The 20,421-nt window shown below is 38.0% G+C and carries 18 protein-coding genes and 1 riboswitch; of the genes, 5 read left to right on the top strand and 13 right to left on the bottom strand.

Annotated elements, in window-relative coordinates:
- Positions 1 to 3: 3 nt before the first annotated feature.
- Together EJF36_RS18565 and EJF36_RS18570 are read right to left on the bottom strand one after the other, a co-directional pair.
- The gene (locus EJF36_RS18565) at positions 4 to 447 is read right to left on the bottom strand and encodes a VanZ family protein (protein ID WP_125907724.1); all 444 of its coding nucleotides are present in this window, start codon (positions 445 to 447) and stop codon (positions 4 to 6) included.
- A gap of 110 nt (positions 448 to 557) precedes the next feature.
- On the bottom strand, positions 558 to 2,129 hold the full coding sequence (locus tag EJF36_RS18570) for a Na+/H+ antiporter NhaC family protein (RefSeq protein WP_125907725.1): 1,572 nt from the start codon (positions 2,127 to 2,129) through the stop codon (positions 558 to 560).
- 123 nt (positions 2,130 to 2,252) lie between these two features.
- Positions 2,253 to 2,432, bottom strand: a riboswitch (Lysine riboswitch).
- Positions 2,433 to 2,578: 146 nt separating this feature from the next.
- Between EJF36_RS18570 and EJF36_RS18575 the strand changes: the two genes are divergently transcribed.
- The 5 genes from EJF36_RS18575 (at position 2,579) to EJF36_RS18595 (ending at position 6,917) form a co-directional block, all read left to right on the top strand.
- Positions 2,579 to 3,013 (top strand): GtrA family protein, encoded by a 435-nt coding sequence (locus tag EJF36_RS18575; protein ID WP_260471942.1) that lies wholly within the window; start codon positions 2,579 to 2,581, stop codon positions 3,011 to 3,013.
- 397 nt (positions 3,014 to 3,410) lie between these two features.
- The gene (locus EJF36_RS18580) at positions 3,411 to 4,127 is read left to right on the top strand and encodes a DUF421 domain-containing protein (protein ID WP_260471943.1); all 717 of its coding nucleotides are present in this window, start codon (positions 3,411 to 3,413) and stop codon (positions 4,125 to 4,127) included.
- A 79-nt stretch (positions 4,128 to 4,206) separates the two neighbouring features.
- Complete coding sequence (locus EJF36_RS18585; protein ID WP_125907726.1) at positions 4,207 to 5,190, top strand: Gfo/Idh/MocA family protein; 984 nt, start codon at positions 4,207 to 4,209, stop codon at positions 5,188 to 5,190.
- A gap of 18 nt (positions 5,191 to 5,208) precedes the next feature.
- Positions 5,209 to 5,424, top strand: coding sequence for a hypothetical protein (locus EJF36_RS18590; RefSeq protein ID WP_125907727.1), 216 nt, complete (start codon positions 5,209 to 5,211; stop codon positions 5,422 to 5,424).
- 146 nt (positions 5,425 to 5,570) lie between these two features.
- A complete protein-coding gene (locus tag EJF36_RS18595) occupies positions 5,571 to 6,917 on the top strand; it encodes an O-antigen ligase family protein (RefSeq protein WP_260471998.1) in 1,347 nt (448 codons plus the stop codon).
- Positions 6,918 to 7,424: 507 nt separating this feature from the next.
- Here EJF36_RS18595 and EJF36_RS21645 read toward each other — a convergent pair.
- The 11 genes from EJF36_RS21645 to EJF36_RS18640 all read right to left on the bottom strand — a co-directional run bounded on the left by EJF36_RS21645 (position 7,425) and on the right by EJF36_RS18640 (position 20,057).
- Positions 7,425 to 7,574 carry a hypothetical protein gene (locus EJF36_RS21645; protein ID WP_185806965.1) on the bottom strand — a complete coding sequence of 50 codons (150 nt, stop codon included), beginning with the start codon at positions 7,572 to 7,574 and terminating at the stop codon, positions 7,425 to 7,427.
- A gap of 179 nt (positions 7,575 to 7,753) precedes the next feature.
- Positions 7,754 to 7,918, bottom strand: a complete 165-nt coding sequence (locus tag EJF36_RS21650) for a hypothetical protein (RefSeq protein ID WP_185806966.1) — start codon at positions 7,916 to 7,918, stop codon at positions 7,754 to 7,756.
- 135 nt (positions 7,919 to 8,053) lie between these two features.
- Positions 8,054 to 9,094 (bottom strand): acyltransferase family protein, encoded by a 1,041-nt coding sequence (locus tag EJF36_RS18600; RefSeq protein WP_125907729.1) that lies wholly within the window; start codon positions 9,092 to 9,094, stop codon positions 8,054 to 8,056.
- Positions 9,095 to 9,443: 349 nt separating this feature from the next.
- On the bottom strand, positions 9,444 to 10,679 hold the full coding sequence (locus tag EJF36_RS18605) for a TolC family protein (RefSeq protein ID WP_125907730.1): 1,236 nt from the start codon (positions 10,677 to 10,679) through the stop codon (positions 9,444 to 9,446).
- A 95-nt stretch (positions 10,680 to 10,774) separates the two neighbouring features.
- Positions 10,775 to 13,801, bottom strand: a complete 3,027-nt coding sequence (locus tag EJF36_RS18610) for an efflux RND transporter permease subunit (protein WP_125907731.1) — start codon at positions 13,799 to 13,801, stop codon at positions 10,775 to 10,777.
- 20 nt (positions 13,802 to 13,821) lie between these two features.
- On the bottom strand, positions 13,822 to 15,210 hold the full coding sequence (locus EJF36_RS18615) for an efflux RND transporter periplasmic adaptor subunit (protein WP_125907732.1): 1,389 nt from the start codon (positions 15,208 to 15,210) through the stop codon (positions 13,822 to 13,824).
- 1,136 nt (positions 15,211 to 16,346) lie between these two features.
- Positions 16,347 to 16,619: a hypothetical protein gene (locus EJF36_RS18620; protein ID WP_125907733.1), complete on the bottom strand. Its 273-nt coding sequence runs from the start codon at positions 16,617 to 16,619 to the stop codon at positions 16,347 to 16,349.
- 227 nt (positions 16,620 to 16,846) lie between these two features.
- Positions 16,847 to 17,329 carry a PssE/Cps14G family polysaccharide biosynthesis glycosyltransferase gene (gene pssE / locus EJF36_RS18625; protein ID WP_125907734.1) on the bottom strand — a complete coding sequence of 161 codons (483 nt, stop codon included), beginning with the start codon at positions 17,327 to 17,329 and terminating at the stop codon, positions 16,847 to 16,849.
- Positions 17,326 to 17,799, bottom strand: a complete 474-nt coding sequence (gene pssD / locus EJF36_RS18630; RefSeq protein ID WP_125907735.1) for a PssD/Cps14F family polysaccharide biosynthesis glycosyltransferase — start codon at positions 17,797 to 17,799, stop codon at positions 17,326 to 17,328. The genes pssE and pssD overlap by 4 nt, the downstream gene beginning before the upstream one ends.
- Before the next feature lie 5 nt (positions 17,800 to 17,804).
- Positions 17,805 to 18,908 (bottom strand): glycosyltransferase, encoded by a 1,104-nt coding sequence (locus tag EJF36_RS18635; RefSeq protein WP_260471944.1) that lies wholly within the window; start codon positions 18,906 to 18,908, stop codon positions 17,805 to 17,807.
- On the bottom strand, positions 18,909 to 20,057 hold the full coding sequence (locus EJF36_RS18640) for a polysaccharide pyruvyl transferase family protein (RefSeq protein WP_125907736.1): 1,149 nt from the start codon (positions 20,055 to 20,057) through the stop codon (positions 18,909 to 18,911). It lies immediately after the preceding gene.
- Positions 20,058 to 20,421: the final 364 nt, after the last annotated feature.

The following is a 20,421-nucleotide window of genomic DNA, read 5'->3' on the forward strand; positions in this document are numbered from 1 at the left end:
CCGTTACAGGCTAGAGCTGCTGCTTACTTGCTTTTTTCGCTTTTTATAAATTACATAAAGAAATAAACACCCAAGAAACACAAACGCACCGAACGAGTCTATCATAACGTCTTTAAAAGATGGTGTTCTATTCGGTACAAGACTCTGATGATATTCATCGAAGGCTCCGTACAAAGTTGCGGTGACCCACGCTATTAAGTAAGAATAACGCCAACCTTCTACTGTTTTCCATACTAAAACAGCAAGCACTCCAAACACAGTGAAATGTGCTAATTTACGTATTACAAAATTAATAAAGTTAAGTACTTCCGGAAAAGGGATAAGCTGCTCAAGAAAGCCTTTTGTCGATGAGCCTGTGAACTGCGGCATTTCCGTAAACAAATAAATAATTATGCACCATAAGATCGCTAGACTCGCCCACGTAATCCTTTTTTGAAAAATATTCATGTTCGCTACACCTCGATTTTATTATATATACCGGACTACTTTTTTTATAGATGGCTTTATCAGCAAGATGAAAAAAAAGAGCCAACTGCCATAGTCGACTCTTTCCTCAATTACTCACTCACTAACTCACGAGCCGTAGCTGCTACTGATGATTTTTTAAAAAAGAAGATAGCTACGAGTAATAGACCTACTGCTGTGATAAAACCTAAAACTGTACTACCCGTAAACCCTAACACAATGTAGCCAATTGCCGCTGTTCCAGCCGCTACCAGTGTGTATGGAAGCTGCGTTAATACGTGATCGATGTGGTGCGCGCCCGCTCCTGTAGACGACAGGATCGTCGTGTCAGAAATAGGTGAACAATGGTCCCCAAACACGGCACCTGCAAGAACAGCCGCTAAAGCAGGTAACATTAACTCAGGTGCTGTAACAGCCATAATGTCTCCGGCGATTGGGAGCATTAAACCGAACGTGCCCCATGATGTTCCTGTTGCAAAAGCCATAAATCCAGAAATCAAAAATAGTATAACAGGCAAGAAAGCAATGTTCATGTTGCTATCTTCTACAAGACCCGCTAAATACGTTCCTGTTTGTAACTCACCAATTAAGCTCACAATCATCCACGCTAAAATCAAAATATAAATAGCAGGCAGCATGGAGCGAATTCCTTCCCAAATACCTTTTCCTACAAGCGCAGCTGCTGGGCGTTGCTTGACATATGAAAGAAGCGAAACGACTACGCCAGTTAACCCACCATATAATAACGAAGCGGCCACATCTGTATTTTCAAAAATAGCTAGTATCGTGACAGTACCTTCCGTAGCTTGGCTACCTGTCCAAAGCATCGCACCCACTGTCCCCACTAATAAAGCGACGATTGGCCAAATTAAATCCCCCACTGTGCCTTTAGTACTTGATGGAAGCTCGGATTTTAATTCACCAGGAACTGCACCACGATTAGGGTCAGTCATTTGTCCTTTTACTAATGCACGTTCTTCATGAACCTTCATACTACCAATATTTAAATCAAACAATGCTACAGCAAACACCATAATAAGAGCTGTAAACACATAAAAATTCATCGGTACCATTTGCATGAATGCAGAAAAAGCACTCACGTCTGTCATACCATGTGCCACTAAAATACCACCGATCGTCGCAATGATGTAGGCACCCCAGCTTGATACAGGCGCAACTACACAAATTGGTGCTGCTGTTGAATCAATAAAATAAGCTAGCTTCGCACGAGAAATTCGATGACGATCTGTTAACGGACGACTCACTTGACCAACTGCTAAGCTATTAAAATAATCATCTATAAAAATAACAATACCAAGAAACGCTGTAATCACACTAGCGCCTGCGCGCGTCTTCACACGCTGCATCGCCCAGTTTCCAAAAGCACGACTTCCTCCTGCTAAATTCACGATGGCTGTCATGACGCCTAGCAATAATAAAAATAAAATTATATAAACGTACCACGTATTTAGCTCTCCACCGTCGACAAAAATGACCGCAAAGCTTGACCATATTTTTGTTAAGGTAGCCGGAATCGAGAAATCAGCTAAAAGTAAAGCTGCTGATAGAATACCTAAACCAAGTGACAATAAAACGCGACGTGTCAATACCACCATGAATATCGCCACTAACGGCGGGATTAACGAGAAAATTGTATTTTCCATATAAATGAAATCCTCCTAAATTAAGTTTTAATAAAGGGAATCAGAGGAATGTAAGTTTCGTGAGAACATAAAAAGGCAACAGCAGGAAAATAACCTGCCATTACCTAGTAATGTGTTATTTCCACGATCAGTAGCTCTCCATAGAGACAATTAGCTCTATGACAGTATTACCCTTGTTCAAGGTAATACCAGTACGTATACTTTCAACTAATATACATACTTCGGCAAACAAACCTTTTACACATGATCATTGTTGTCATCCTCACATGTGCGACTCTTTTTGCTTGCACCTCTACCTCATCTGGTGATAAGGCGTCCCTATTAAATTCTTTCCTATTATAACAATGTTCGACATCGCTCACAAATGTTTTTGCGATGGTAATTATAGCAATCGTGTATTTGTGTCAATTTTTGAAACTTGCTTTCACATGATAGGGTTCGTTTTGGCAATGCTAATAGTAACAATGTGGAAAGGTGTCGGAATTATTTTGATCTCGGAAGGAATTATTACGATATCCAAGGAAGCAATACGCTTTATCATCGTCGGGATAATTAACACGTTCTTTTACTATATTTTATATTTGGTGTTCATAACGGGATGGCACTATGTGGTCGCACATGTACTTTCGTTTTTAATTAGCATGGTGGGGTCGTTTTTTTTACATACATATTTCACGTACAGAACTCAGCCGACTTTGATGAAATTTATCCAGTTTCCGGTAACGAACGTCGTCAATATTCTTATTTCTACAGGAGGCATGTACTTCTTAGTGGAGCTTTTCAAGGTTAATGAAAAAATAGCTCCTCTGCTCGCTACTTTTATAGCTATTCCGTTTACTTTTTTAATGTCACGACACATTTTAAGAGAGAAACATACACATTAAAGCCGGAGAACGATACGTCATTGTCGGATTTCGGCTACAAGATGCGGGACATATATATTTCCAATCACTCTATCTTCCCTTGCATTTGGATAATAACATACGATTTAATTTAGATTCGGAGTTTTTGATGTTTATGCGTGAGTTTTTGATGTTTATGCGTGAGTTTTTGGTGTTTATGCGTAAATTTTTGGTGTTTATGCGTGAACTTTTGGTGTTTATGCGTGAATTTCCAGTGTTTATGCGTATTTCGCAGTTATATCTCACTTTCTGGATTTTTTACATAGGATTATAAGGCGTGTTCGTTAATAATGGTTAAGCAACATAGATTACTCTAGTAATTAATGCGTATTTTTGAATTCTCAGCGCGTCACTGCTAAAACTTATACAGGAGGACATTATGCTACAAGATGCCATCATTGTAACGGGACGGATTGTAACGATATTACCACTTCTGCTTATTCTTACATTATTTATGGGCAAACGGTCCATTGGGCAGCTCCCTGTCTTTGACTACCTTGTCATACTAGTCATAGGTGCCGTTGTTGGGGCTGATATTGCAGACCCAAAGATCGAGCACGTCCATACCATCATTGCCATGGTTCTTATTGCATTGCTTCAAAAAGTAATCATATTTTTCAAATTAAAATACCGCCGTATTGGCAATAAGCTAACATTTGAACCAACCATCGTTATATATAACGGACAATTTTTATTAAAAAACATGAGGAAGATTTCATATTCCATTGATAATATTTTATCGATGCTCCGGGCAAAGGATATTTTTAACGTGAAAAATGTTGAATTGGCCATCATTGAAGCAAACGGTGACATATCAGTACGGCAATATAGCGAGAAGGAGTCTGTTACGAGAGAAGATATGAAGATGGCAAGGTACCCTGGTAACTATGAAGTACCAGTCATTCTTGACGGTGAAATACAATACGATGTGCTACAATTAATAAACAAAGACAAGGCATGGCTTTTACAAAGATTACATAGCTTACATATTCCCGATGAAACGCGGGTGTTTTATGGTGGAGTGAATACATCTGGGGAGCTGCATGTATCCTTAAAACTTGCACCATTAGATAATCCCCCACCCATTTTTCATTGATTGCTTTTTTACTCTTTACTGAAGAAAGGGATCGTATTAAGGAGAAAGAAACAACAAGTTAGATTAGGAGTGGATCAATATGAGAATAGGAACGGTTGGGACAAGTTCTATTACAGAAAAATTTATAGGTGCTAGCACACAAACAAATGCTGCTACTGTTACAAGTGTGTATTCAAGGTCACAAGAAAAGGCAGAAGCGTTCGCTCAAAAACATAACATATCTATTACTTTTACAGATTTAGAAACGATGGCTATGAGTTCGGATATAGACGCCGTGTATCTTGCTTCTCCCAACTCACTTCATTTTGAGCAGGCTAAGCTATTTATTAAACAAAAAAAACACATCATATGTGAAAAACCAAGTTTTTCGAACGTAGCTGAGTGGGATGAAATCATGGTCCTTGCTAAAGAATATGGAGTGTATGTGTTCGAAGCGTTCCGTAACCTACACGCTCCAAACAGTAAAATATTAAAAAGTACATTAAACAACGCCGGAGCAATTCGCAGCTCATTGTTTCACTATCAAAAATACTCATCACGCTACGATGCACTTCTTGCAGGACAAGAGCCAAATATTTTTAGTCCTGCTTTCTCCGGTGGCGCGCTAGTGGACCTCGGTGTGTATCCTATTTCGCTTGCTGTCTATTTATACGGACCACCAACCAGCATACATTTTCATCCGGTTTTATTAAAAAACGGCATCGATGGTAGCGGAACTATCGTGTTAACGTATGATACGCATATTTGTACAATTTTATATTCTAAAATAACGGACTCCTATTTAGCCAATGAGATTCAAGGCGAGAATGGAACAATCACACTTGACCACGTCGCACCAATTTCAAGTATCTCATGGCAAGATAGAAAAGGGAATCCAACCACTGAGCTAGCTGAGCCGCAGCATAGTAATGACATGGTGTACGAAATTAATGAATTCGTTCGTATTATTACGGAACAGGATCACGAGGCATATACTTATTGGCAAACGGTTAGTCGCGATGTTCTTTCTATTACAGAGCAAGCAAGAAAGCAAGCTAACATCGTCTTTGCATGTGAACATTAAAAAATAGGCGGGATTACAATGACATCAAAACACCTAGAATCCTACATACAAAAGCTACAACAACAAGTTAATGAAGTGGAGTTTGAAAATAACGAAATATCTATTTCTATTCCGTTCGTACCTTCTCCCCACGTTAGGCAAATGCTTACGGACAAAGAGTTGATTAACAAAATCATTTTGGAGCAGCTGTACGAGAAACTTGAAGCAGCAAAGCGAATTTCACAAAATTCATAAGCTCTCTTCAAAGGGGGCTTTCTCTTTTTCTACCAATTTTTTCATATAAATTTTATGAACATTTAATGAAAAAATATGTCGAAAATGCTATTATAATAATGTTGCTTCTCAGATTGCAAACAATGTTATGGAGGTACTTTTTGAACATGGTAAATAAAATATCAGACTTGCTGAAGTCAAGGTTTGACACCTTTTTACTTCTATTTATTTTGTTTCAGCCACTTTTAGACTTATTTACTTCTTTATCCATTTTTCTTTTAAAACAAGATTTAACACTAGGTATTCTTATACGGTTTGCAATCATGCTACTTGGGTTGCTTTACTTATTAACAGTGGATGATAAGAAAACAAAGCTACAAGTTCTTTCTTACTTAGGCATTTTATTTGTCTTTTTTGCGATTAGCTTAGCAAATAACTTCCTAGTAAAAGAACCAATGAGTATATTTGCAGAAGGTAAAAATATTGCAAAACTTGTATACATGACGATTTTACTTTTTAGCTACTACTACGCGTTCCGTGCATTACGTAAAAAAGCTGCAAATTGGGATATAAAGCTACAAAATTATATTACGTACTCCATGATTGTTATTGGTGCAGTCATGATAATAGCCTCGCTTACAGGTACTGGCATTAAAAGCTACGAGAGTATTAAGAAAGGCCACCAAGGTTGGTTCTTTGCTGGGAACGAGCTTGGTGCCATTATGGCAATTTGCTTACCTGTCGTTGTGTACTATGCACTACGCAACACAAAGAGCTGGAAAACGAGTTATTATTGGATTCCTGTTGTGATGATCATGTTTTCCCTTCTTGCTCTTGGCACAAAGGTTGGCTGGGGTGCGATTGCGATTGTACTAGCCGTAAGTTTAGGTATGTCAATTATTGAGCTTTTCTGGAAAAAGCAAAAGCATCTAAAATATAGCATTGTCATTAACGCTGTTTTACTGGCCATTTTCTTCTCTATTTCACAATATACACCTGTGTATTTTAACACAAACGTCCACTTAGGCTGGGTTGGTGTAGATAAAGAGAAAATAGAAGAAAATGAAGTGGCAATAGATGATATCAGTGAAGAAGGCATGACGAACATTATGCTAAGTGGTCGTGAGAAATTCCTTGCGATGCATAAAGAATACTATGCAGAAGCACCAACATCTCAAAAGCTTCTAGGTATGGGCTACGCAGGAAATTATGAAGAAGAAGCGAAGGTTGTAGAACGCGACTTCCATGACTTATTTTACTCATTTGGCTCAATAGGCTTTGTACTATTCTTATTGCCATATGTTGTAATTGCTTTATGGTTACTCGTTACGTTCTTACGACATTTCCTTGAATTATTTAATACGAAAAACATTTTGATAGGATCCGGTGTTGTATTAGCGCTAGGAATTGCCTATACAGCAGGACATATATTCTTTGCACCAGCTGCTAGCATATATTTAGCCATTATGATTGCATATTTAATGAACAACTTTGCAGAAGCTCGTGAAATCTAAAATAAAATAGTAACAGCATAGTTGTTGGACTTAAATAACCACTGCACAAAAAGCCTTCCAGACCACAAATCTGGAAGGCTTTTTTATGAGAGGTGAAGTGTTATGCAATTATTGTAATGCACATTGATTTTGCACATTTTTCCTATACCATTGAGAAGCTACTTTTTTTCTAACGACATAACGACATGTATGCGAACAAACATCTAATCAAACGTTTGTTTAGACATTTGTTCGCATTCTTCTTCCACCCACGGCACCGATTATGATGTGATTAACCTGGATATACTGTTTATAAACAATCGTAAAAGTAGGTGCATGACTTGTGGAAGAAAACCGTCCTTTTATAGGTATTATGTGGGGCATTGGCCTGAGTATCCCTTTATGGATCGTCGTTATATTGTTTGTAAAAGCTATTGTCTAGTGAACGATATAAAACTCCTTAACTACTCCGAAAACAGTGATATTGTTTCTATGACTACTGCTCTCTTGAGAAATTGAGGAATTAGTTTATTGATCAGTTACAACAAGCTCTTCTAACTTTATCTTTAATAGCTCAACAAGTTCATTAGCTGTTATATTTGTCTTTTCCATTCCTTGCTCATATGCAAATTGAAGAATCTTTAAAAATTCATTCTGTATTGAATCATTTTTATTCAAAATCTCTACAACTCCTACTCTATAAATCTAATATTCTTTATAATACTAAATTTCGCGATAAAAATACAGTAATCGACAAGAATTGTAATATTTTTGTAATTTAATTAGTTTTACGAACGGTCTGCATGGATTAACGGCCATAAACAAAAAGGACCCCTAGCCGAATGGAAGGAGGTCCTCTATTGACGTGTCATCGCTGACAACGCTCGTCTTTCATGATAGTCAATTCGTCGTTGTATAGTACTTTGTGCTTGTTCATCATTTATAGTAGACAGCTTCGCATACATACGCTTGTAACGAAACAAATGCCAGTAATATTTCAATCCACAATAAAGTCGTTTCATTTTCTTGCTCCTCCCCGCTAAAGAAGCATGGGGACGGTTCTCATGCTTCCTCTCTCCGTCATGAAGGATGCATGAGAACCGTCCCCATGCTTCCATTTACAATGACATTATACAAGTTTTGTCGTGAAAAGTCGATTATTGTCCCGTTGCAAGTGATTTTTTCTCATGTATCACAATTTTTTTGCTTCTTTTTACATTGCCTACTATATAGGATCCGAATGGTAGTGTTGATATTATTTTTATAATAATTAAGGAGAGTACAAGAGATGCAGTGAATAGACTAACTACCCTTGTGCTCGTATGACTAAACCACTGTGCTGTGTATGGCGCTATAAACGTTTGTATTTGCCAATGCATTAAATATATTCCAAAGGAGTAATTACTTAATAATGTGATCCATTTATAGTTTGGAACTAACTGTCCCCACGCGATAACTAACGCTGAACTTGAAATAACTAAAAAGAATAAATCTAGACGTCTTGAGTGAATAACAACGTAGCCTGATTTATAGGATAAATAGATGATAATAACTGATACGAGGACAGCTACAACGGTCAGGACACGCCATTTTAAAAGAATGGCTGCTATTTTTTTATAATGCTTTCCTACTAGATAACCTACAGTGAAATAACCAAACCATGCGATAAATGGCAGACGTAAATAATGTGAATACGGAACTAGATGTTGCGGTATATGCTTTAAAAAATATAAGTATGAAAACATGACGACCATACTGATCGGCAATAAATATGTCATAGATAGTTTGAAGCGATTCACAATATAGTACAAAATGTAAAATTGAAAAATGACTAATATGAACCACCCGACAAATTTACCCTGAAATATATGCTGCATAATTCCTATTTCAAGATTGTAGTACGGATTTTTTATTTTTAAAACAAAAGAATCTATCAGTCCAAATGCTACATAAGGTGCTAGTATCCATTTCAGACGGCTTGGCCAAAAATGGCGTGGCAAACCTTCTTGATACTTATTTGCTAGAATAACGATTGATAATAAAATAAAGGTTGGTGTAGCGTAGCATAATAGTATTCTATATAAATCATAGTTTATAATTTTAGGCGCGCCGACTGCATATATCGTTTGTGTCGTACTATGTAACAATACAACACTCAAGCATGCCACTACACGAAGCATGTTCCATTCTTTTACCATAAGTCCCCCCACTTTAACTTGTGAAGTGTTTGTTCTATCAGATGATATCGTAACCTTTTACAAGCCGTATGGGAAGTCAAGTTAACAATTCGTCATATTATCGTAAATTTTTTGTTAAAATTTCTTTGTGACACTATGCTAGCAACTTACTATGTATATAATAGCAGTTGCTAGCATTGTGATATTATTATGCTATACATTACGTTACGACTAAACTTACTCTATTACGGTATGAAAACCACCTAGACTTGTATCAAAATCCACAACTAAAAGACCTACCGATTTGGTAGGTCTTTTTTTAATAAAATTTAGTTGGTAGCTAGATTTATTTTTTCGTATTTTGTTGCATTTACATAATGTATCCTTCTTGTAACGCTTTTAATTGCTCATATGCTAGAAAGTATTCATATTGTTTAACAGCTGCATTCACTTCTGCTTGTAATACGGTTGCTTTTAGTTGATCTAGTTGTTGTTTCGATATGAAACCAAGCTCGTATTGTAGTTCAAAAGTGTCATAATCCTCTTGAGTATCCTCATATGCTGCAACTGCTACTTCAGTAGCCTCGAAAGCATCCTCTGCTTGCTTAAAAGTATCTTGTATTTTTGTTTCTAAAGACTGTTTAAGCTGTGCTAACTGCTCTTCAGCAATCTTCACACGATACTCTTCTGCTTTACGCTCTTCTGAACGCGTTACTCTCTTCATATTAAATTTTGCTAATTCTACATTTTTCACTTCTTTTTGAACTTTGAATGTGTTTTCTACGAATGAATCTATTTGACTTTCCTTCATTGTAACTTTATCAGTTGGAATCTCAATATCATCTAGCTTAAGCTTTGCTGTTGATGGAATATCTAACGTAAACGCAAGCTTATACAGCTCATAGCTTGTGTTCTCTTTGCTATCCTCAACTGCTTTCATGGCATCATCTCTAGCTTCTACTGCCTTATCAAGGACATCCTCTGAAATTAACCCTAACTCAAATTGCAGCTGCTTAATAGTAAGATCTTGTTTTGCCATTTCAAATTGATGCTGCAACATGTCTGTTTGTTTTTCAAGCATTAGCACTTTGACATATTCAGAGGCAACCATGAGCTTGACGCCCGCTCTAAGTTCTTCTAGTGATATTTCTGATTTATCAGTCTCAATATTAAGCTGCTCGATTTGACGAACAATTTGCTTACGTGACTCTTTACGCTGCTTCTCGGACATCTTCTGCTGATCACCGAACATTTGCTGTAGTTGTACCTGAATTGTTACTTGTGTTATAAAACATTGCATATATTCTGGCGTATCAGGGACCCCACACATCGCTAGTAACGTATCATCATCTATTTCTTCATCTTCATCAACACCATTATCATCAAGATCGTCCTCTTGATTTTCTGCATCTTTCACTTGGTGCTCAAACACCTTCAGTTGGTAGTTAAGAATAGCAATATTTTCATCACTCTCAATTGCTTTTTCTACAGCATCTTCAAGTGTTATCGCGATCACTTGTGACGACTCTGCCGCTATCGTTACCCCTGGCATCGTACTGCCAATGAAAAGCAGTACGATACAAAGACTAGTAATAATCCTTTTCACGTTATTCACCTCATTTTCCTATATTCTTAATGGTTGAGATCGGTCACTTCTTCCATCGTTTCAGACCGGACGACATCCGTTTATTTGACTCATACTTACACCGCTACTACTTCTTCCTCTACTTCCTTCTGCTTTCGTTTACGTTTTGCGCGGCGAGTTCTTGGTTTTTCAAAGAGTTCATACATCATTGGTACAAATAACAAACTTACAAACGTTGAAAATAGTAACCCGAACACAACAGCCGTTGCAATTGGTGTTTGGAAATCAGATGTTTCCGATCCACCAATTAACATGGGAATTAATCCACCGACAGTTGTTAACGTTGTTGTAAAGATTGGTCGCACACGGACCTTGGCTGCTTCGACAACCGCTTCACGAATAGTTGGGAATTCATCACGATGTTTATTCATGAAATCAATAAGCACAATCGCATTATTCACGACAATTCCGACTAGCATAATAATTCCAATCATTGCCATCATATCAAATGTTCTACCCGTTACTAAGAAGCCGATTGATACGCCTATTATTGTAAAGGCAAGTGATACAAAAATGATGAATGGCTGGCGAAGTTTATTAAATTGAATCGTTAAAATTAAGAACACCGATGCCATTGACACGACTAAAGCTGTTAACAAGCTTTGGAAGCCTTCTGCTTGGTCTTGCTCACGTCCCGCAAACCCAATGTCAACCTCTTGGTTATTATAATCTGCTAAATATGCGTTAATGGAAGAAACAACAGTGTTTTTATCTTCTTTATCATGGTAAATTGTAATCGTTGTTTCATACTCTCCATCTGTACGCGAGCGATTTGCTTGTGTTTGCTCTGTCGTTAATGATGCAACATCGTCTAAACTAATAAATATATCATCGCGAATCGGAATATTGTAAAGAGCATCTGATGCTTCACGATACGCATCTGAGAATTGAATATTCGCGTATCTATCTTGGCCGTTAATTTTAATTTCAATATCTTTCATACCGTTCAACACTAAAGCGACATACTGCTCTACTTCAGATCTTGACAATCCATAGTGTGAAAGCTGCTCTTGTGAAAAATCGATTACCCATTGTTTCGTTTCTTCTGACATACTTGTTTCAATACCTGTTACAGTGTCCACAGCCATTAATTGTTCTTTTACAACAGGCAATGCTTGCACCATCGTCTCTATAGACGTTGTTTTAATAGAAAGTAATGTTTGATTGGACGTATCAGACACCCCAGAGCTTAAGTATAGAGATTGCGCAGGAATGTTTTCCTCTATTACTTTTTTCACTTCTGCATTCACATCGTCTTCAGATCTGGTCATTTCATCAACAGGTAGGTAATGCACGAAAATTGAAGCTCTATGACTTCTTCCTTCATTTGTCCAGTAGAATAATTGTGAAACACCCTCAATATCTTTTATTTTACTAGCGACTGACTCTAGCATTTGTTTGCTCGTTTCAAAGTTTACATTTTCATCAATTTCATATTGTACTTGTAAAAAACGCGGCATTACGTTTGGTAAGAAGCCTTTAGGTACAACAGCTACTAATAACATAACGGAAGCTATGAGTGCCACAACGAAAATAGATATTGTCCGAATCTTTCTATCTAGTGCATATACTAATGTTTTCTCGAATGCTTTAAGTAAGCGCCCTTCTTTTTTCTCCGACTGCTCTTTTTGCTTAATAAAACTATAGCTTGCAATTGGTATAACTGTCATCGAAACGACTAAAGATGCAAGCAATGATACTGTCACCGTTAAAGCTAACTGCTTGATCATCGCACCAATCATACCTTCGACTAATCCAATTGGCAGGAATACGGCAACGGTTGTTAAAATAGATGACACAACAGGTGCAATAACTTCTTTTGTTCCTTCCGTAACAGCTTGAAGGCGATCGTAACCCGCTTGAATTTTTCTGAAAATGTTTTCTAACACAACGATACAGGCGTCAACAATCATTCCCGTACCGAGCCCTAATCCCATAAGCGATATCATATTAATACTAAAATTAAACATCTTCATCGATATAAACGTAGTCATAATACAAATTGGAATACTAAAGGCAATTACGAGTACGGTACGAATGTTACGGAACACGAGTAACAATACAGTTGCTGCCACAGTGGCCCCTATCATAATGTTAATGATTAACTCTTTAACCGCTTGCCCGATGAATTCAGATGAATCCCATATATAGTAATAGTCCCATTGTGTTAATCGGTTATTGTGAAGGTCTTCTAATACGGTACGTACCTCTTTTGACACCTTTACTTCACTCGCTGTATCCACAATATATGGAATTATTTCGTAATATGGCTTTCCTTCTGTTCTGTTAAAATTTGAGTCTGATTGTCTTTCAACTTTAACATTTACTAAATCTAGTAAAGGCGTACCATCCTGAAGTCTATAATTTACTACATCTTCATACGTTTTAATTTCTTGTGCACTTTTAACACGGAAATCATCCCCGTCATACGAAATGGTACCTAGTAACGGTGAAGAGAAGCTTTGCTGCACTTCATTCGCAATTTGCGATGCCTTTTGTAGACTCTTCACTTTTTCATCTTTAAGCTCAAATACATATCGTTCTTCATATGATTGAAGCGAATGCTGCACACGCTTCATATCCTTGACGTTATTAAGCGCAGGAACAATGACATCTTCAATTTCTTTACGTGTTTTTTCATCGGTAATATCTTCTGGTACAATTGCTAGCACCATAAGTTCCATATCACTTGCTTTAAACTGCTTTACATCTGTGTAATCAAGGTCAACAGATAGGACGTTTAGACGTTGTTGAATATCCTGCATTAAACGGTCTAGCTCTTGTTGCTTAGCTGAATCTCTCGCAAGCACTTGGATTGATACGTTCTTCGTGTTTGTAGTTACATACACGTTTTTAACAATTGGTTCATTTAAAATAAAATTTTCTAACGGTAACGCCACTTCTTTTTCCATTTTCTCAATATCTATTTCATTATCAACAGAAGCCTGCACTTGAATATAAGGGGCATTTACCGCTGGGTTGATACGGATAGGTAAGCTTAATGCTGATAAGCTACCTGCTATTAAAATGATAAAGCTTATTAAAAATACGATAACCTTTCTTTCGAGAACGCCTTTTATCACAGCTTCTCCCTCCCCTTATATTAATCTAGAATGTCTACCTTACTTCCGTCTTCTAATAATCCCGTTCCTACTACAGCTACTTTTTCACCTTTTTTTACACCTGACATAATTTCTACTAGCTCTGTCGTTTTACGTCCTACTTTGACCTCGCGTTTTTCTGCTACGTTGTTTTCAATGACAAACACGTAAGATTTTCCTTCTTCTGTAATAACCGAGCTAACCGGCACGGTCATAACTTGCTTTGCCGTTGAATCATCAACTAATAATTGTGCGCTCATACCAGGTAAAATACTGTAGTCATCGTTTGGTACAGTTAACTTAATTTCGTATCCGCTTTTTGCTTTGTCATAAGAGCGAGATATGTAAAGCACGTTAGCTGAAAGCTTTTTATCTAGTATTGGTAAATATACACCCATTTTCTTTGTGTTCTGTACGGCTTGCAAATCAGATTCTGATACATACGCACGGATGTGAAGAGGGTTTTGCTGTTCAATTTTTGCTAATTGTTGCCCTGGTGAGATTGCTCCCCCAACAATAACGTCTATGTTTGTAACTAACCCATCAACCGGCGCTGTAATTTGAATTTTTTCAAGCGATTGCGCAGCACGGTCTTTGGCAACCTGTGCCTCTCTGCTTGATAGAGTTAAAAGCTGTTCATCGTAAGAAGCATTCGCTTTCGATAGGTCGTCTGTTGCAAGTTGAAGTGCCATCTTTGCTCGTTCAACTTGACGCTTCGCTTGCTCTAAGCCTAGCTTCTCAAGCTCAAGTCGATCTTTGGCAAGCTGCAATGAGATTTGTGCATCATTCCGTTGCGTTTCGGCTTGAAGTAACTCTTCTTTTGAAATGGCACCTGATTCATGAAGCTGAAGCTTCGCTTTGTACAGTCGGTCAACTGTGTTGAAACCTGATTGTGCTTGTTGAACAGCTAGTTCAGCTGATTGAATTGCTTTTTCTTGAGTCGTTACCGCTATTTCAGCATCCTTAAGCCCCATCTCTTTTTCCTGCTTATTCTTTTCAGCAGCGGTTATCGCGAATTCACGCTCTGCCTTGGATTTGTTATATTGCACGCTAGCTCGCTCACTTTGCAAACTTTCCATCTCATAGTTTAGCTGCGCATCATCATTGTCTAGTTTAATAAGAATATCGCCCTTTTGGACGGATTCACCTACATCGAAAAATTTTCCCATCACTGTTCCTGATAACTCAGCATTAACAACCGCCTCAATAGATGGCAGGAGTTCCGCCTCTACATATGTTTCTTTGCCTAATTGAATCGCTGTCACTTCTGTAACCTTTACCTTCTGTGCAACCGTTTCCTCAGCAGACACCTTCGATGCCGCTTCATCCTTCTGACCGCAAGCAGATAGTAGGATTGCGCTACTTGCTAAAAGCACGATTAGTTTTTTCACAATACTTCCTCCTCGTAAAACATTTGAATTTATTATTTGTTTTCTTTTTGTCCTACTTTACTGGTATGTTTACTTGATTTGTTTTGTATGATGTGTTTGCATGATGTATTTAGTTTGGGGGTTGCATGGTCTTTCTGGTTTAAGCTTTAGTCTCGTTTTACTGTTCTAGTTGGATAGTACACCATTACACTTATGCACGTCAACTATTTTTTGGAAATTAACTAGGATATATTTGTAAAAATCTCACCTCTGTACTATATCCAAAAAAGAGCCATATGACATAGTGACTAAAGTAATGAATTGAGTCATGAAATGTGTAAGTGCTAGGTTTTACTCTGATCTAGGCTGCCGTAAGAAGTCACTAAACGAAAAAATGCGATGCTTTTAGCCAACTGACTGGCACAATATGAGACTGTGTGAATTGACAACTTAACGCTAACTCCACTATTTATCTTAAAGGGTAAATACTGGTAGAAGAATGAGCCTAAGCATTAATTTACACTAAGACTTGAGACGTAGATTAAGGATGGACTCAATGCAGATGAGGAAGAAGAGTTGGAGAAAGTGCACATCATACATGCATCCCCCTAATGTCTAGTGCAATAGATTGTATTAAGGTGGGGTTACTTAGTTTGATAAAGAGTTTTTGTATTAAAAAGTGATTTCTACCGGTTCGTTGTCGAATTTTTACCGGTTGCGTGTCGAATTTCTACCTGTTTGATGTCGATTATCTACCGGTTGCGTGTCGATTATCTACCGGTTTGGTGTCGAATATCTACCATTCTGTGTCGATGTTCACCAAGTTGACATATTTGCGCTCGAAATCCATTTTTTTCTTCCCACTAGGTTATCACCACAATATATATATCCGCCGCAGTTTGTCGTTTATCCGCCGTGGCGTGTCGATTTTCCGCCGCGACTCCTCTTTCAGCGTTACAATTTCCATTTATCCGCCGTAACTTGTCGTTTATCCGCCGTGGCGTGTCGAAACGCTGTCGCTTGTCCGATTATTCATTCACCAAATTACGACTAGCATCAGGTCGATCCAACAATTTAAATCCTCCCTCTACTTCTTCTCCAACCACTTCTGCACCAAAAAAAGAACCGTGCGCACCACCCGTGCCACGGTTCTACTTTTACACATTTAAAATGATATATATAACGGCAAATACTGCTGCATTAATGAAAAATGCTGTTAGCCAGCGGCGCAGTTTAAATTGTTCTTCACGTAAGAGAAGGAAGTTCAGCAAACCAAATAAAGCTAACCAAATAGGGACAGCTATAATCGGGTGCATAAGAGGTTGGTCTCCATACAAGCGTCCGACTAAAAAGTAAATCCCGATATAGAGTGATACAATGGAGAGTAAAATGTTTCCTCCGACAAACATGATCCATTTGAGCTTTGACATACAATCTCTCCTCTCATTATTAACATAAGTGTATGGCGCCTATCTGCAATAATTTTTGTACAATGAGCCGCGTTGGAATCCAAACATTAGGTTTTTTCTAATCCAAGACATTAGGTTTTCTCGAAGCCTGACATCATACTATCTCCCCATTGTATAAAAAAAAGAGCACTAAGGCTCTTTATACACAGTTTATATTTAAATTGACAATTTTAGCAGGTGATAAACATCTAAATTTCATTTTCAATGTAATTTTTTAAAATAGAGAGAATTTGTTTACGACCACTTGTGAATGGTTTTGGGCAAAAAGTGCCGGCTTGTTTTAAAAGTTCAGCAAAGTCAGCTTCACCATCCCATGATAAAATATGACCGGTTGCAGTAAACTGTCTCACAATTTCTATTTGGTGATCATCGTTATGCTCGCCATGTTTAATCAATCTAGGAACCGCAATGAGAACTTTGCCCATCTTCACGCCCATTGTGATTGAGCCTGTCCCACCATGAGTAATGATGATTCGCGCTTCCTCGTACAGCCTCGCCATGTCATCATAGGTGGTGAATTGAAAAAATTCCATCGTGTTCGATCGATACGGTGTATGCCCGACCTGTACGATGACTTTTTCCGTTATATTTCCTTTTGCGATTTGTGAGTCTATTTCTTTCAATAATCGGTTAAATGGGAGTTCATGAGTCCCGAGCACTACTAGTATCAATAGATTGAACCTCCATATACTGCTTTAGGATAATGCTTTTTCATTCCTTCCCACTGAACAATAAACAAATCGGCAATTGGATAGACAAGCTTACCCGACATGGTCGGTGTTGATGTTTTAGCAAAGCTTTCAATGAACACTACTTTTTTACCAAACAACTTCGCGATATAACACATCGGTACAGCTGTATGCGCCCCTGTCGTAACTACTACATCAGGCTTTTCCCGTAAAAATAAATAAAGCGATTTAAAAAAATTATACGTCAGCTTGAATACATACTTAAACATATAGTTACGCGCCCCGTACACAAGAAAGGACATTTTATATTCTTTACTTAGTTCTTCCGTGATAATCGACTTTTCTGTAATTATATGATAATCAAATTCTTCAAATAGCGGTTTAAGCTGTAGCAGCTGTGTTAAGTGACCGCCTAGAGAAGAAATAAATATTACTTTTTTTCGTTTGTTCATTCATCCTACCCTCCAGTAGGAAAATAGACTTCGATAACCTTTTGGATCATTCGTTCCTGGTCGTTTTCCTCTGCTCTCATTATGCTTTTATTTATCATATCATGTTTCGCACTGTTAGACGAAAGAATCCGAATTAATCCTTCTTTTAGTGCATCTGTATCTTTGGGAGCGACTAGCTCTCCTGCTCCGTCAGCAAGTAAATATTTTAAGCCGCCAACAGCTGTCCCTACAACAGGTGTGCCGCAGGACATGGCTTCTAGCGCCACTAAGCCAAACCCTTCAATATGGGACGGAAGAACAAATAAATCTGCTGCATTCATCCATTGTGCAATATCTTGCTGTGTTTTCACGCCAAGAAACGTCACAGATGACTCGACACCAAGCTCAGTCAGCTGCGCCACTAATTCTTTTTTAAAAGATTCATCCTTCTCGGCACCAATAAGATAAAGGTGCGCATTAGTAATTTCATCCGCAACACCTTTCATCGCACCTGCTAACTCAAGTAATCCTTTTTGTTTAAGAATATTACCGACAAATAAAATAGGCGTTATGTTTGCTTGGATACCGCACGTTTGTTTAGCTTCTTTTTTCGGCACCGGTTTAAAAACAGAGCGGTTGACTCCCATATTAATGATAGACACTTTGTCGGATGGCACGTTGAACTCTTTAGTGATTGTATCATAAAGCTCTTGTCCCACCGCAATGACATGGTCAGATTTATGCATAATCTTTTTTGTCATGTTAAAAATCCGCGCATTTTTTCGCGCCATTTTATCTATATCACCGCCGTGTGCGGTTACTATCATTTTTGTACCAAACAGCTGTTTAAAAAACAAAGCGAGTAAACCACTCGGAAACACGTAATGCGCGTGCACTACATGATACTGTTTTCCTTTTGCCAGCAGTGTACTAAGTGTTTGAAGAAACCAGCCTGAATACTTTTTAATCACATTCAGCTTCCCACCTCGCGGATTACGAATGGCAGCAACGTCAACAGCCAAGCCGTGATTACGTAGCGCTTCAACTTGATTTTTCACGAAAATCCCGAAGCTCTTATGTACATTTGTTGGATACATATTTGTAATCACTAAAACTTTTTTTGCAGTCATTTATTTCACCTGGCCTATCACTTGCTGAATTTGTTGTATCCCTTTTCGCGCTTCAAGAAGCTGCTCACTAGAAATCGCTGTATAACTTTCCTGTTCTTTATCCCAATTTGACACGTACTTTGATATTAAATCACGTAACATATTTTCATTCTCTAAATTTTTAATATGAACGAAAAAGGACTCTTTATTAATTTTTTTCATAAAGTTATGGACCTTTTCATGATAGCCAATGCCAATGACAGGCGTTTTTGCCGCAACAGATAAAATTAAGGAGTGAAGTCTTGTGCCGATAATGATATCTTGTTCCTCACAAATTTTCGCGAGCGTATTCGGGTACAAATTATCCTTTAAAATCGTCACCGCTTGCTTTTCTGCCATCGCACTATGAATATCCTCCGTTACTGTAATATCCTGCGGAAATTTAGTGGAGAAAAAGGTAATATTCACGTCGTGACTTCTGATCAGGATGTCCAAATTTTTCGCGAACTGAGTAACATATTGAGTATATACGGCTTCATCACTAACCGGCCAATACTGCTCACTAAAGTAAGGTACTGCCGTTACCCCAATATTTTTTATCTTTTTTGAGGGCTGTTTACTAATGTTTTCTCCAAGCTGAAACGCAGGATCAGCAATCACATCGATATTTTTAGTCACACCGATACTTTCAAGAAGCTGCTTTGATTCTTGGTCACGAACGGAAACAGACTGAGCAACACGTAGCATCGTTTTTATTAAAAACGTCCCTTGCTTCGTTTGAATGGGACCTGCTCCTGTACCATAAATAATGACCTTGCAGCCAGACATTTTAGCGAGCATCGCATGGGTGCTATACAGTGGTGCATCTCGCTTATACATATCCATTAAAATACCGCCGCCACCAATAATGACTACATCTAAGTCCTTCATAATGCTACGGCTTCTTCTCATTGTTTCAACAACTGATTGCAAGAAGCTACCTTTTTTATATAGTAGATAAGCCGCTTTCATGTTATAGCGTGCTTCAGTATTTGCAGGATTGTTGCTAAATATTGTAATGTTTTGTCTTGGGATGAGTAAATGGTCTGTAAGCTGCGTGATAATTCCTTGCAGAATTGCTTCATCCCCATTATTGTCATGGCCGTAATTGCCAATGATTCCGACTTTCATAGTAAGGCACCTAATTTTATATGTATTTTTTTAAAAATCGCAAATATAGGCATTTGCGACATAATTCTACAGTATCCGATTTACATATTATATCACTTTTTTAGTGCTATGAAAATAAAGCCTTGATAGCTAAAAGCAGAGGATTTTAGTAGATGATCGCTAGCTGTGGTTACAGTTTCCTGACTCCCACTGAATTCACTCTTCTTGTCATCTAAAAGCATTGCTATTAGGCAAGAAGAGACTAAGTAACCATTAAGCTGAACGTGAAATTAAGAAAAACGTAAGCGCCTTGTTCAGCCACGACCAGCTTAAAACGTCCCCTGCAGGAAGGGCCTTCCCTCTAATGGGGGAAGGCTTAAGACCT

Source organism: Bacillus sp. HMF5848, assembly GCF_003944835.1.
Classification (GTDB): Bacteria; Bacillota; Bacilli; order Bacillales; family HMF5848; genus HMF5848.